This window comes from Thermococcus sp., assembly GCF_026988555.1.
Taxonomy (GTDB): domain Archaea; phylum Methanobacteriota_B; class Thermococci; order Thermococcales; family Thermococcaceae; genus Thermococcus.
Window position 1 is genome coordinate 48,321 of record NZ_JALSLB010000042.1, and the last position, 14,505, is coordinate 62,825.

Here is a 14,505-nt window from a genome sequence, read left to right on the forward strand (position 1 = left end):
TGGAACGTTCGAAATAATAAAAGGCTTCACTTCGATAGACTTATAAACGCTAAGATTTAGGTTAGGGCATGCTCTCGGGTTACGGCAGGGACGCAAAAGTACTCATAGCGGCCAACGCGGCGGGCCAGCTCTTCCTCCAATTCTCGGTATTCGTAATGCCCTTCTACCTCAGGATCCTCGGCTACAACATGGGCGCTATGGGTACGTTCTTCTCGGTTCAAACGTTCACTGGAGGACTGTTCTTCCTCTTGGCGGGACCAATCTCGCTCAAGATGGGTTATAGAAAAACACTCATGATGAGCGCGCTTCTTGGCCTCGCAGGCCGATTACTCCAGGTGGCGGCGCTAAACGACTACGTCCTCGCCCTTGGCTTCTTCCTGGTTGGAGTCAACATGGGGCTCAGACAGCCGAACTTCACGGCGCTACTCAGCGAGGAGGTCGGAGAGGAGAGACGCCATCACGCGTTCTCAATAAGCTTCGGTCTGGGGACCATTTTCAACGCCGCGGGTGTACTCGTGGCGGGATTTGCACCGAACTTTTTCGTGGGGTTAGGCCTCTCCGGGGGAATGGCCTACAGGCTGGTCATCTCGCTGGCGCTCCTCCAGTTCGCCATAGTGATCCCGGCACTGCTCATGATAAGCGATGTTCCCGTGAGAAACCCCAGGATAAACTGGAACCACGAGCTGGTCATCAAGATACTCAAGTTCTCCCTCCCGAGCGCGCTGATAGGCTTCGGGGCGGGGATAACGATACCCTACATGAGCCTGTACTTCAACATGAGGTTTGGACAGACCCTAACGGCAATAAGCGGGATATTCTTCTTCCAGCAGCTGGCGATGGGTCTCGGCTCCTTCGGACTTCCAAAGCTGGTTCAGAGGATAGGACCGGTTAAGGTGATAACATCGTTCCAGAGCACGGCTGCCTTTCTCTTCGCGATATTTCCCTCGGTAGGGACCTTCCTACTGGCGGCCCTTCTGTACGTTCTCCGCTCCATCCTCATGAACATAGTCTGGCCCATAAACGACTCATTCATGGTGGGCTTCTTCTCAACCGAGGAGAAAGCCACCGCGGCAGGGATAAGGAGGGCCTTCTCGACCTTCATGCGCGGCGGGGGAAACTGCGTCGGTGGCCTGCTCTTTGGCACCTCACTGAGCTATCCGTTTTACGCGACGGCGGCGCTCTACGTCATGGCAACGGCGATATTCTACGCATTCTTCATGAAACACAACAAATGATAAGAAAAATCAGGCCTTCGCGAGTTCGATACCCCGCTCAAGGGCCCTGAAGTTGACCTCCCAGAGCCTCTCCCTGAGGGTGAGCCTTATTCCCTCCAGCAGGGAATCCTTCTTGAGTGGCACAAGGCCTTTCCCGTAGGCGTAGCCGAGCATCAGGACGCCGAGGGTTCTGGGGTTTATCCCATCGGCCTCGCGCTGGAAGTCCATCATGTATACGGGGCAGATTCTTCCCAGGGCAGCCTCTATCTCCTCCAGCTCCGGGTACTTCTCCTTTCCGACGAGGGTCGTCGCGGTGTGTATCGGGTAGGCATTGACTACCACACGGCTATCCTTCCCCAAAAAGCGGGCGTTCCTCAGCGCTTCGGCCGGTTCAAGGGCGAGCATGAGGTTTGCCCCACCCTCCTCGATGAGAGGTGAGTAGACTTCCTCCCCAAACCGAAGGTAGCTGAGGACGCTTCCATAGCGCTGGCTCATCCCAAGGGTTTCACCGATTCTAACGTTGTAGCCCTTCTGCATCGCGGCGTTTCCAACTATCCTGGAAAGGGTGAGGCCCCCCTGACCACCGACGCCAGTAATTATGAGGTTGAACTCCATCCGCACCACCACGGGCTATGGAACCTTGACGTTTTTAAAGATTAGGACGGCCATAATCGTTTTCCACGCACGTAGGTCGCCACCACGTTCCTCTCATCGCCCAGTATCATGAGCCGGGAGAGCAGGACTTCGAGATCGTCATGGATAGACGCCAGCGGCCCAGGGTTCAGAACGACAAAGTCAGCCTCCTTTCCGGGTTCAAGGCTTCCGATTCTGTCCTCCATCCCCAGTACCCTCGCGCCCCCCATGGTCAGGAGATGGAACGCCTTGGCCGGGCTCATCGCGTTAGCGTAGTACGCATCCCTCAGGACGTTGAACATCGAAATAAAGGGCCCCGCACCAACGTCAGAACCGAGGGCAATGGTTAGACCAAAGCGCTCATGGGCTTCCAAGTCCATAACACCGCTGTGAAGGAAGAAATTGGACGACGGGCAATGGGCTATCTTCGTGCGGGTCCCGGCCAGCAGTTTCCTCTCTCTATCGTCGAGATGAATGGCATGACCCACTATGGTTTTCTCACCGAGCAGACCCGCCCTCAGATAAATCTCGGTGTATGATTCAAAACCCGGGAAAAGCCTCATAACCTCGGCGATCTCCCCCAACTGCTCCGACAGATGGGTCTGGACATAGAGGTTCAGCCTCCTGGCTATTTCTGAAGCCGCCTTCAGGAGGGCCATGCTACAACTCACGGCGAAGCGCGGAGTTACGGCGTAGAAGAGCCGGTCATCAAAGCCGTGCCATCTTGAGGCCACTCCCCTGATGTCCTCAACGGCTTTCTCGGGCGTTGTTAGAAGCTCCTCCGGCCCATTCATATCCATGAGAACCTGGCCTATAACGGCCCGTATCCCGCTTTTTGCCGCCTCTTCGAAAGCTATATTGGTGGATTCCCTGTGAGGGGAGGAGTAAACAGCGGCGGTAGTCGTTCCATTCCTGAGAAGCGCTGAGAAGAACTCCCGTGCAATATTCCTGGCAAGGCTCGGATCGGAGAACTTCATCTCCGCGGGGAAGATGTGACGCTCAAGCCACTCCAAAAGGGAGTTGCTTATCATGGCCCTCCGATGGAACTGAGGGAGGTGAATGTGAGCGTCAACAAAGCCCGGGAGTATTAGGTATCCGGAATAGTCAACGAACTCGCCCCCAACGTCCTGTCTCTCATGGGACAGGGAAACTATCCTGCCGTTGTCATCGACGGCCATATAACCGTATTCTCTGGGTGATGTGGGGTCTTCAAAACTGAGGATTCTGCCGTGGTATACCTTCATGAATAACACCCGGGAAACTGGTTGGGTTTTGGGATATTAAAAAGTTTTTAAAGTCAGGCCTCCAGGCGGAGGCGCCTGACGACGAACTCCCTGTCAAGTGAGGCTAGGAAAGGCGCGAGCCTCGGACCACGGTCCTTACCTATGAAAAGGTTGTATAGCGCCTTAAACCACTCCCTGCTCGTGATTCCACGCTTCTTGGCGGCATCGAAGATAACGTTGTTGAGTTCGTTAACATGAAATTTCTCGTGTTCTTCGAGCCAGCCGGCCACCTCAAACATGGCCTCTCGGATTTCGGCCTTGAACTCAATCTCAGGGGGCTCCTCTAGGAGACTGAACTTGATGTTCTCCGGGGCGTACTTCTCGACCCAGTTCTTGGCAAGCTTAATCCTCAATCTCATCCGCTCAAGGTCCTCCTTGTGGATGTTCTCGGAAATGTGGCCCTGCTCTTGGAGAACCCTGATTATCCCATCCTCATCGAGGTGGGGCATCTGGACGAGCGTAACCAGGAACCTGAATGGCGCCTGCGCGGTCAATCTGTCGGGAACCTCCGGCATCGAGAGCTCGTAGGTTCTCTTGAGTTCATCTTCCTCCTCCTGGTTCTTAGCATCCTCAAGGCCGAAGTAAATCCTCTCAATTTTGTCAAACTCGTCGTAGAGATTAAGCAATCCCAAACCGAGGTCTATCTTCAGCTCCTTGTTAGGCCTAGACTTAGCGTAGATGAAACGGATTATCCCCGGCTCGAGGACCTCGTAGAGGTCACTGAGAAGGATGACGTTGCCCTTGCTCCCGCTCATCTTACCTTTCTGACCCTTGATTCCAACGAACTCATACATGAGCGTCATAGGTGCCTTCCAACCGAATACCTTTTCCGAAATCTCCCTGCCTGTGTCGTAGGAACTTCCGGCGGCGAGGTGGTCCTTTCCGGCCGGTTCGAAGTCCACATTGAAGTGGGCCCAGCGCATCGGCCAGTCCACGCGCCAGCGGAGCTTGACGTTGCCCTCCCTTATGTCGGTTTCACCCTCACTCCCGCAGTGCTCGCAGTGGTATTTGACATTCCACTCGCCGTCCCAAGAAACGAACTCGGCTTCCCTCCTGCACTTCGGGCAGTACACCATGACCGGCTGCCAGCTCTCCTCAAGGGGTGGCTGCTTCGCCCTCTCGCGGTAGTTATCGAGAACCGCTTTGATTTCGTCGCGCTTCTCCAGGGCGCGCCTTATCTCCTCTGCGTATTCACTAGACTTGTACAGATCGCTCGCGTAGAGGAAGTCCACCTCGATTCCGAGCTTTCTAACTTCATTCTCGAACTTCTCCATAAAATGCTCCGCGTAGCTATCGTGGCAGCCCCACGGGTCCGGAACCTCGCGAACCGGCCTCGTGAGGTGCTCCTTCCATCCCGCAGGAACGTTCTTTGGAACCTTCCTGAAGCGGTCGTAGTCGTCCCACATGTGGATGTGACGGACTTTCTTTCCCCTGTCCCTCAAAGCGTGGCCCACTATATAAGAAGTGAAGAACTCTCTGAAGTTCCCTATGTGAACGTAACCGCTCGGGGTGATTCCGCTCTCGACAACGTACTCCTCTTTGTCGCCCCTTTCATGAATTATCTTTTCAGCCATATAATCGGCCCAGTGAACCATTCTCACCACCCGGCTAAGCTATTCCCTAGGGCTTTTAAGGTTAAGCTTCGTTCGACTAACAATTCATAAAGGGAAAAAAGCACTGATATTAGTAATAATCTTTTGATAATGTAACTACGGGGGTCAATAAGGGAATCAAAGAGGGTGAGCGGGGGGCATATTGTGGTTCACGTGAGTGATTTTGTCAATGCCCTCACGGTGGTTGGAGAGACTTCGAGAGTAAGTCATATTAACCCCAACCCGCTTTATTTTTTGGTGGGATATATGCTGCCCGAATGGACACTCTACGCTCTTATCGCCGCAACTTTTATAGTGGTCGCCATCGGAATCACCAAACGCCTCGGTCCCGATTGGGCGTGGATAAATAGGAAGATAATCCACTTCAGCATAGTTCCGGCCGTGATAATGTTCTACTACGGCCTGATTCCAAAGGAAGTCTTCAGCGCCGCCGCATTCCTTTTCGCCATCTTTCAACTATGGCCCCACCTCAGGAAGAAGGAGTTCTCATGGTACCAGATAGAGCACAACTACGGGGAGGTCTTCTTCGCTTTTTCCGCCTCGGTTGTTCCGCTGGCTCTCCCGCGGGAGTACGCGACGGCCCTGTTACTGACCATGGCGATCAGCGATGGCATTACAGGGGTTGTAAGAGATTTCTACTTCAGGAGACACGGCTTCAACGTGAAGCTCAGGAAACACTGGACCGGCAGTCTAGCTTACCTTGTCACTGCGGTATTCATCGCCTTTACCCTCTTAGAAGCGGGAACTATTGGAAAAATAGGCTGGGCGGCAATTTTAATGATGACCGAGTACCAGCCCTGGTTAGATGATAACTTGGCCGTCCCCCTTGTTGGAACCCTTCTGTTTCTAATCTACTGAGCCCACCTGACCTTCAGGCTATCTTTCTTAACCTTTTTGAACTCCCCGATGAGGGCTTTCCCCGTCCTCTCCATGAACTTCCCAACGTCGGTAATGCCAAGCTCCTTAAGGCCGATGGCATCCACGCCCTCCGGGATTCCTTTGGCCTCGACGTTTATCCCGATGTGAATTTTGACGCTCACGGGAGAGACCGTCGCTATGGATATGCTGAGCTTTTTACCGTTCACGTATATGTCGTCGCCCTTTCTGTGGGTTTTCACGCCGTATTCAGCCAGAACCCCGCAGAGCCTCGCTATGAAGAGCTTCTGGAGCGTTGAGGCGAAGAGGGTGTTGACAAGGTCAAAGACCTCGATTATGTAGTGAACCATGTCGTTGCTCTTGATTTCCTTGCTCGCCCTTAAATCCTCGATGTCTATCATCTCCTCCACTTTAACGTCGCACTTTCCTCGGAAGACGACTAGCGAGTTTCCGAGGATTCCAAAGTTCTTGTAGGCCCAGTGGCCCCCTATTGCGGAACCGTCGTAGTCTATGATTCTATCCTTCACGATGAGCAGCTCCATGATATCACCCCATCCTTTCAGGAAGTTCCATCAACCCTTCAAAGCTTTTTGTGTCCCCACCCACGGGATGAACCAATAGAAGGGACGGTGATTTTAACGTCTTTGATAGGTATCTCTAGATCCTAGGGGGTGCCCTCAAGATCTAGAATTAAAAGCCATATTCAATCATCAAAAGGACTCCACTGGAAGGTTCTTAATGATCGTGGAAAAACATTAGAATTAAGGGATTGGGACCGCGCACAGGCCGATTGACCTATCAAATGCCCAGCCCTCCTTTCAGAGGCAGAATCCTCGGGCCGTTGGGAGCGGCAGACTGAACGGGTCGGTTTCCCTTCCCGCTTACATCCCCGCCCCATCAAACGGGTCTTCTTCCCGAGCCCTCGTCCCAGGCAAAGGACCGGTCGCCCGACCCCCTGCGCCTAGGAGTGGGTGCCTATTTTCAGGGGCCGCTTCGGCCTTAGATGCTTTCAGACCTTATCGGCTACGGCGTAGCTGCCCGGCTACCCCCTGTAGGAGGACCGGTAGACCAGAGGCCGCGGCTCCCTGTTCCTCTCGTACTGAGGGAGCCTTCCCCTCAGGCACCCAGCACCTCCGGTAGATAGCATCCGACCTGTCTCACGACGGTCTAAACCCAGCTCACGTTCCCCTTTAATGGGTGAACACCCCCACCCTTGGCCCCTGCTGCAGGACCAGGATGGGAAGAGCCGACAGCGAGGTAGCAAGCCTCGGGGTCGATATGGGCTCTCGCCCGAGACGACTCTGTTATCCCCAGGGTAGCTTTTCTGTCATCCCTGGCCCCCACCGGGGAGGCTCAGGGGTTCGCTAGGCCACGCTTTCGCGGCTGGACCCGCCTCTTTTACGGGTCCAGTCAGGCCGGCTTTTGCCCTTGCACTCTACGGCGGATTCCTGACCCGCCTGAGCCGACCTTAGGGCACCCTCGATACCTTTTCGAGGGTGTGCCGCCCCAGCCAAACTGCCCACCTACCGCTGTCCCCGCGTCGCGGGTTAGCCATACGGCAGAGGGTGGGCGGTGTCTCATGGACGGCTCCACCCGCCCCGGAGGACGGGCTTCGACGCCTCCCGCCTACGCTGCGCACCCCCCGCCGTATGGCAACGGCAGGCTGCAGTAAAGCTCCATGGGGTCTTCGCTTCCCACCGGAGGTCCCAGGCATATGCGCCTGGAAGTGGTTTCGCCGGGCCCCAGCCGGGGACAGTGAGGACCTCGTTACGCCATTCATGCAGGTCGGCATTTAACCGACAAGGAATTTCGCTACCTTAAGAGGGTTATAGTTACCCCCGCCGTTTACCGGTGCTTCACCCGGTTGAACCCGGGCTTCACATACCGGCACTGGGCAGGCGTCGGCCCCAGTACAAACCCTTTCGGGCTAGCTGGGACCTGTGTTTTTACTAAACAGTCGGGTCCTCCTAGTCACTGCGACCTGCGGATTACTCATCCGCAGGCACCCCTTCTCCCGAAGTTACGGGGCCAATTTGCCGAGTTCCCTCGGCTGGGTTTCCCCCGACACGCCTTAGGCTTCTCACCCAGGGGCACCGGTGTCGGTTCTCGGTACGGTCGCGGTGGATCGTTCCCAGAGGGCTTTTCACGGGCCCCAGGGATCGGCGGAACCCCCCTTACGGGAGGCCATTCGCGCTTTCATCCGGTTCTCGCCATTACGGCACTCCCCGGACTTATACGCTTAGCCGGCCTTGTGGACCGGTCCTCCTACCCCGAGGCGTCACCCCCCGGGCTTGCGTTGCCGCACCTACCACCGCGGTACGGGAGTATAAACCCGTTTCCCTTTTGCGGGCGCCGAGTTACGGACCCGCTTAGGACCGACTAACCCACGGCTGACGAACATTGCCGTGGAACCCTGGCCCCTACGGCGGCCGGGATTCTCACCCGGCTATGCTGCTACTACCAGCAGGATCCACAATACCGACGGGTCCACCGGACCTTACAGCCCGGCTTCCACCCCACCGGCACGCCCGCCTACCCGATCACGGACCAATCGGTCCGTGCGCCGGGGTATCGGCAGCCGGCTTTAGCCCCGTCCATTTTCGGGGCCCCTGACCTCGACGGGTGAGCTGTTACGCACTCTTTAAAGGATGGCTGCTTCTAAGCCTACCTCCCCGCTGTCTAAGGCCAGGGACACCCTTTGGAGTAACACTTAGCCGGCATTTAGGGGCCTTAACCCCGGTCTGGGTTGTTCCCCTCTCGGTTGACGGCTTACACCGTCACCCTACTCCGGCCATCTACGACGGCAGTGGGTTCGGAGTTTGACAGGGAGCCGGGGGATTTCTCCCCCTAAACCCCCAATCAGTGCTCTACCCCACCACCTACCTCCGACCGGGCTATCCTAGGGGATAATTCGGCGGGAACCAGCTATCGCCGGCCTCGATTGGCCTTTCACCCCTAGCCCGAGGTCACAGGAGCGAATTGCACGTCAGCATCCCTATCGGGCCTCCATCCCTCTGTTGAGGGACTTCACCCTGCCCCGGGCTAGATCGACCGGCTTCGGGTCTCATCCGAGCGACTCCGGGCGCTTTCACACCCCGTCCCTCGGCAGCGCCTGCGGACCTGTCGGTTTCCCTGTGGCTTCGGGGTTGATCCCCTTAACCTCGCCGCTCGGATGAACTCCCTGCCCCGTGATCCAAGACGGACGGTGCAACCCCGGTCCTCTCCCCTCGTACTCCACGGTCACCCGTGTTTCCTTCAGGGAGACTCAACCCTTTCGGGCCGCACCCACCTATCGCCGCCTGGTTTCAGGCTCTTTTCACCCCCTGCCAGGGGTGCTTTTCAGCTTTCCCTCACGGTACTAGTTCGCTATCGGTCTTGGGACGTATTTAGGGTTGGGAGCCGATGCCTCCCAGCTTCCCGCCGGATATCCAACCGACGGTACTCAGGGACACCGCAGGAACTCGGGAACTTACGCCTACGGGGCTCTCACCCTCTACGGCGCTGCGTTCCAGCAGACTTCGGCTTCGTTCCCAGGGTTCCTTCGCGGGCCCTGCTACACCACATCCCCTTCGGGTTTCCCTGAAGGGTTCAGTTTGCCCTGTGCCGCTTTCGGTCGCCCCTACTAACGGCATCGCTTTTGCTTTCTTTTCCTGCGGGTACTAAGATGTTTCAATTCCCCGCGTTCCCCCTCCCGACTGGGAGTGCGGCAAGAGCCGCGGGAGGTCCCATTCGGGAATCCCCGGTTCGACGGCTGCCTGCGCCTCGCCGGGGCTTATCGCAGCTTGCCACGCCCTTCGTCGGCGCCCCAAGCCGAGCCATCCACCAGATGGCTTAGGTTCTCTGCCCCCTACTCAGAGGGCTGGGCATTTTTTGGGTCAATCGGCCTATGCACGGTCCTCATCGTGACCCCTATTCGAGGCCTAGGACCCTTCCACCCCGAGCCTAGCTCAGGATGTGCACTTGTTCGTGGTGGACCGGCCGGGATTTGAACCCGGGGCCTCCGGCTTGCAAAGCCGGCGCTCTCCCAGGCTGAGCTACCGGCCCACAGAAGCAGGCCCGACATCCCTTAAACCCCCCGGACGGATTTTCCGGCGATAGGAGGTGATCGAGCCGTAGGTTCCCCTACGGCTACCTTGTTACGACTTCTCCCCCCTCACGGAGCCCAGACTCGACCCGACCTCCCCGAAGGGAGATCAGGCCTCATCCAGACCCCGCTCGGGTGGAGTGACGGGCGGTGTGTGCAAGGAGCAGGGACGTATTCGCCGCGCGATGATGACACGCGGGTACTAGGGATTCCAGCTTCATGCGGGCGAGTTGCAGCCCGCAATCCGAACTGGGAGCGGGTTTAGGGGATTCCCTTCCCCTTTCGGGGTCGGTTCCCATTGTCCCGCTCATTGTAGCGCGCGTGTAGCCCGGGGGTTTCGGGGCATACTGACCTACCGTCGCCCGTTCCTTCCTCCGGCTTATCGCCGGCGGTCCCCCCAGAGTGCCTCCTCCCCAACGGGGAGGACTGGCAACTGGGGGCGCGGGTCTCGCTCGTTACCACACTTAAGTGGACGCCTCACGGTACGAGCTGACGGCGGCCATGCACCTCCTCTCGGCGTGTCCGGCAAGACCTTCAGCCTGGCCTTCATCCTGCCGTCGCCCCCGGTGAGGTTCCCGGCGTTGAATCCAATTAAACCGCACGCTCCACCCCTTGTAGTGCTCCCCCGCCAATTCCTTTAAGTTTCAGCCTTGCGGCCGTACTCCCCAGGCGGCGGGCTTAACGGCTTCCCTTCGGCACCGGGCGAGCTCGAAGCTCACCCGACACCTAGCCCGCATCCTTTACAGCCAGGACTACCCGGGTATCTAATCCGGTTCGCTCCCCTGGCCTTCGTCCCTCACCGTCGGACCCGTTCCAGCGGAGCGCCTTCGCCACTGGCGGTCCTCCTGGGATTATAGGATTTCACCCCTACCCCAGGAGTACCCTCCGCCTCTCCCGGTCCCAAGGCCAGCAGTATCCCCAGCAAGCCCCACGGTTGAGCCGTGGGATTTCGCCAGGGACTTACTGGCCCGGCTACGGACGCTTTAGGCCCAATAATAGCGGCCACCACTCGGGCCGCCGGTATTACCGCGGCGGCTGCCACCGGCCTTGCCCAGCCCTTATTCCCGGAGCTCTTTACACTCCGGAAAAGCCGTGGCGATGCCACGGCACTGGGGGTCCCCCCGTCGCTCTTTCGAGCATTGCGGAGGTTTCGCGCCTGCTGCGCCCCGTAGGGCCTGGACCCGTGTCTCAGTGTCCATCTCCGGGCTCCCACTCTCATGGCCCGTACCGATCTTCGGCTTGGTGGGCCGTTACCCCACCAACTACCTAATCGGCCGCCGGCCCATCCTCGGGCGGTCAAAGACCCTTTCGGCCTGAGGACCTTCCAGTACCTCAGGCCTACGGGGGATTAGCCCCAGTTTCCCGGGGTTATCCCCCTCCCGAGGGTAGGTTACCGACGTGTTACTGAGCCGTCCGCCGGTGCGCGCAAGGCGCCCCATGACTCGCATGGCTTAGTCGGACCCCCATAGCAGTGGCCTCCGGCAGGATCAACCGGAATTGAGCAAGGAGTACGGCCGGTGGGACTTCCCTCAAGGGGAAGTACCAAATATCCGTCCGGGGTTTAGTCGGGATGTCGGGCCTGCCTTACCCCCAAGGGACCCTCCTTCCAGAGTTTCCTTGGGAGCGCATCGTGCTGTGCCCATGGTTGGAGGGCGGGGTTCATTGTGGGTGCTTCGCACCCTGTCCCCCCGACGCCGCCGTCTTGGCACCTGGGCTTTGTCGCACCCTATTCGGGCGCTCCACCCAATAGCGGTGAACCCCACTGATACAAAATTTTTGCAAAAGGATGTTCCAGGGAGATTTTTGAAAAAGAAACTGTTAAAAATCCCAATTATATTCATGAATTTAAACATAAAAACGGCAAAATTTTTGCGGGTTAAAGCAGAAAGAAGAGTATGAGTACGATACCAGAAACCACCGAAACAATGACACTCATATTGAGTGCATCGTCGTGGCTCAACCCAAGACCCTTTCCAGTTGACAACCCAACGTAGCCACCGAGGACCGCCGTTGGGATAGAGGCCACAAACGACAACCAGCGTCCCCCAAGCGGCATCAACCTGTTCACAAAGAGAACGAAATCAAGGGACGCCAGGAGTGTCATAAGGATGAATCCTATTATGTAAGGAAAGGTTCTCTTCATCAGCGACACCACCCGCAGGCACCCGGTACAGTTATGTAGAACATCGAGACGGAAAGAATGCCAACCAGAAGGGCAAGCTTTCTGGTGTCCTCTTCCTCTATACCCATAGAGAGAATAAGGCGCTTTGATACGAGTAGGATCACCATGAGCGAGAGAACTATGGAGAGTCCATTCGCGAAGGAGATTACCGAACCCAGATCGTCAACCACGAGGAAGGAAACCACCATGAGAAGTCCGGCTCCAAAAAACGTCAGAAATGTTAAGATAGCAGTGAGAGAATATATCCCGACCATCGTCCTGCCTCACAGCCTTACTATCTTCGGCACGATGCTTATTCTTGAGACCGGCGTCGGTATGGTGTTCGTGACCGCAAGCTCATCCACGGCTTGGCTCACCCTCTCCACCGCTCCCTCCGCAAAGACACCGTGAGTTGCTGCAACGAAAACCTTCTCCGCACCCATCCCCCTGAGCAGGTTCGCCGCCTTGATCATCGTCCCGCCCGTGCTTATGATGTCGTCAACTATCAGGACGTTCCTGCCCTCGATGTCCACATCGGCCGGCCTCATCTCGACTTCCGTCGGGGAAATGCGCTTCTTCTCGAAGTGGCTGTACTCGAGGCCGAGCTTCTCGGCGACCGCCCTGGCTCTACCGAAAGCACCTTTGTCCGGGGCAAGAACTACCCCCTCCCCAAGCCTCTCAGCGAAATAATCAGCTATCGCTCCAGCTGGAGACAGATTCACCGCTTTACCTGGGAAGAACCTGAGCGTTTCCGGGTTGTGAAGGTCGAAGACGTAGAGCTCGTCGTAGTAGAGACCAAGAGCCCGCATAACGGCCCTCACGCTTATGGGCTCCCCCTCCCTGATGACCCTATCCTGGCGCGAGTACCCGAAATATGGAATCACCACCCGAAGATTCTCAACCCCGCGCTCCCTGAGTGCATCGCCGATGAGCAGGAGCTCAACTATGTGCTCGTCTTGAGGGAAGAACGTTGAGCTCACCACCGTGACCTCCTCAGCGCTTCCCAGAACGCGGACATACTTCTCCCCGTCGGGGAACTTCCTAATTTCAATTCCACCGATCTCCCCACCGAGGGCCGCCAGCTCGTCCCTAAGATGAAGCGCACCTGAACCAACGACGATCATGATACCACCCCCATACTTAACATGGACATGTGGAAGGTTTATCCTTAAAAATCCAACTATGACACCAACACGTTAAACAAGTAGGAGTGCTATCAGCCCCGCCAAGAAGATGCCGTCGAAGGTTCCCGCGCCCCCTATACTAACCATTGGGGCACCAAGCCTCTTTATCCTGTCCCAGTTCATCAGATCAGCGCCTACGAGAACCCCCATCGTACCGCTGGTGTACGCAACGAGTGGGGGATTGCTCCCACCCAATATCAGAGCTAGACCCAGGGCAATAAGGGGCGGTATGAGGGTGGGGATCGCGATACCGAGTCCACGAACGGGACGGGAGAACGCGTGACTGAGGAACGCCGCAATAGTTACCGAGATAGCGATGTTGAGGAGGAGCCTTGTCTCCCCCAGTAAAGATACCCTGGTCAGCTCGTACAGGACCACACTAAGTGGGACGAGGGCACCCCCAACGTTAACAGCTATTACAACGCGATGCTCTTCCATATCAAGATAAGGAACGGGATACGGTATCCCCATGAAGACGACCTGCCTGACCCGCAGTACCGGTTCGTACGTCCGTTCCTCCGCTATGGGAATGTTGATGAAACTGCCAAGGATCGAGAAAAGAAACAGCATCAGGGCAACGGCCGGCGGGATCCCCAACTTTGAAAAAGCAGCCGCAACTACGCTAGAAAACAGGAAGAACAGGAGGAGGAGAGCGAGGAACATGAGACCAATAACCGGGAGGGCGACCGGGGGAATGAGGATGCGCTTATTCATCGCCGACATCACAGAAAAAAGAACGTTTCAGTTTATAAAACCAACGTGGGGGACCGGCAAAAACTTTAAGTCCACCTCCCCCAATGGAGATTGGAGGTATGCCCGATGAAGATTATCTGGTACGGACACGCGTGCTTCTGGGTCGAGACCAACGGTGTGAGAATCCTGATCGACCCATATCCAGATGTTGATGATGATCGGATAGGAAAGGTCGATTATATTTTAATCACCCACGAACACAGCGACCACTACGGGAAGGTTGAGCTCCTGTCCAGGCTCAGGGACGCCACCGTCATAGGGCCACCACCCGTTTACATGATGGCCGTGAGTGATGGAATCACCAAAGTTAAGGAGATACACGAGGGCCAGACGCTTGACCTTGGTAACGGGGTCAGGTTAACGGCGTTCTACATGGAGCACCCATCCAGCCAGTACCCACTTGGATACCTGATAGAAGGAGAGAAGAACGTCCTTCACACCGGCGATACCTATACAACGCCCCACATGGGGAAGCTGCGCGGTAAGGTGGACATCCTGATGGTGCCGATAAGCGGACGTTCAACCGCAAACGAGAGGGAGGCGGTCCAGATAATAGAGGATATCCGACCGCGCATAGTCATCCCCATGCACTACGGCGTCTATGGAACAGCAGATGTTGAGAGACTGCAGGAGGAGCTACGGAAGAAGCGTGTGTGGGTTCTCCTTAAGATCATGAAACCCTACGAAGAGTTTTCCCCCTGAAG

The 14,505-nt window shown here is 56.8% G+C and carries 11 protein-coding genes, 1 tRNA gene and 2 rRNA genes; 3 read left to right on the forward strand and 11 right to left on the reverse strand.

The genetic code is table 11. The annotated features are described in order from the left end of the window. Nucleotides 1-68 precede the first annotated feature (68 nt). Nucleotides 69-1,235, forward strand: coding sequence for an MFS transporter (locus MVK60_RS06245; protein ID WP_297437555.1), 1,167 nt, complete (start codon nt 69-71; stop codon nt 1,233-1,235). 9 nt (nt 1,236-1,244) lie between these two features. On the opposite strand, the gene MVK60_RS06250 is transcribed toward MVK60_RS06245, so the two are convergent. Genes MVK60_RS06250 through lysS form a run of 3 tightly spaced genes read right to left on the reverse strand, consistent with a single transcriptional unit; the run spans nt 1,245 to nt 4,725 of the window. After that, entirely contained in the window at nt 1,245-1,829 is a 585-nt protein-coding gene (locus MVK60_RS06250) for an indolepyruvate oxidoreductase subunit beta (protein ID WP_297437664.1), read from the reverse strand. A 41-nt stretch (nt 1,830-1,870) separates the two neighbouring features. Next, on the reverse strand, nt 1,871-3,091 hold the full coding sequence (gene guaD, locus MVK60_RS06255) for a guanine deaminase (protein ID WP_297437557.1): 1,221 nt from the start codon (nt 3,089-3,091) through the stop codon (nt 1,871-1,873). A 53-nt stretch (nt 3,092-3,144) separates the two neighbouring features. Continuing rightward, nucleotides 3,145-4,725, reverse strand: a complete 1,581-nt coding sequence (lysS, locus tag MVK60_RS06260; protein ID WP_297437666.1) for a lysine--tRNA ligase — start codon at nt 4,723-4,725, stop codon at nt 3,145-3,147. Between the two features lie 264 nt (nt 4,726-4,989). Between lysS and MVK60_RS06265 the strand changes: the two genes are divergently transcribed. Further along, nucleotides 4,990-5,601, forward strand: coding sequence for a hypothetical protein (locus tag MVK60_RS06265; protein ID WP_297437668.1), 612 nt, complete (start codon nt 4,990-4,992; stop codon nt 5,599-5,601). Here the strand turns inward: MVK60_RS06265 and MVK60_RS06270 are convergent. From MVK60_RS06270 to MVK60_RS06305, 8 genes are all read right to left on the reverse strand, one after another. Further along, nucleotides 5,595-6,161, reverse strand: coding sequence for a DUF366 family protein (locus MVK60_RS06270; protein WP_297437560.1), 567 nt, complete (start codon nt 6,159-6,161; stop codon nt 5,595-5,597). The two genes, MVK60_RS06265 and MVK60_RS06270, sit on opposite strands and share 7 nt — an antisense overlap. A gap of 279 nt (nt 6,162-6,440) precedes the next feature. After that, nucleotides 6,441-9,466, reverse strand: a 23S ribosomal RNA gene (locus tag MVK60_RS06275). Nucleotides 9,467-9,586: 120 nt separating this feature from the next. Next, nucleotides 9,587-9,663, reverse strand: a tRNA-Ala gene (locus MVK60_RS06280). A gap of 52 nt (nt 9,664-9,715) precedes the next feature. After that, a 16S ribosomal RNA gene (locus MVK60_RS06285) occupies nt 9,716-11,201 on the reverse strand. The 16S and 23S rRNA genes sit together here with 1 tRNA gene alongside, the layout of an rRNA operon. 378 nt (nt 11,202-11,579) lie before the next feature. Continuing rightward, on the reverse strand, nt 11,580-11,846 hold the full coding sequence (locus MVK60_RS06290) for a hypothetical protein (RefSeq protein WP_297437562.1): 267 nt from the start codon (nt 11,844-11,846) through the stop codon (nt 11,580-11,582). Continuing rightward, nucleotides 11,846-12,073 carry a hypothetical protein gene (locus MVK60_RS06295; protein WP_297437564.1) on the reverse strand — a complete coding sequence of 76 codons (228 nt, stop codon included), beginning with the start codon at nt 12,071-12,073 and terminating at the stop codon, nt 11,846-11,848. The genes MVK60_RS06290 and MVK60_RS06295 overlap by 1 nt, the downstream gene beginning before the upstream one ends. Nucleotides 12,074-12,148: 75 nt before the next feature. Then, nucleotides 12,149-12,988 carry a ribose-phosphate diphosphokinase gene (locus MVK60_RS06300; protein ID WP_297437566.1) on the reverse strand — a complete coding sequence of 280 codons (840 nt, stop codon included), beginning with the start codon at nt 12,986-12,988 and terminating at the stop codon, nt 12,149-12,151. A gap of 72 nt (nt 12,989-13,060) precedes the next feature. After that, on the reverse strand, nt 13,061-13,762 hold the full coding sequence (locus MVK60_RS06305) for a DUF1614 domain-containing protein (RefSeq protein WP_297437670.1): 702 nt from the start codon (nt 13,760-13,762) through the stop codon (nt 13,061-13,063). Between the two features lie 105 nt (nt 13,763-13,867). Between MVK60_RS06305 and MVK60_RS06310 the strand changes: the two genes are divergently transcribed. After that, nucleotides 13,868-14,503: an MBL fold metallo-hydrolase gene (locus MVK60_RS06310; RefSeq protein ID WP_297437568.1), complete on the forward strand. Its 636-nt coding sequence runs from the start codon at nt 13,868-13,870 to the stop codon at nt 14,501-14,503. Nucleotides 14,504-14,505 lie beyond the last annotated feature (2 nt).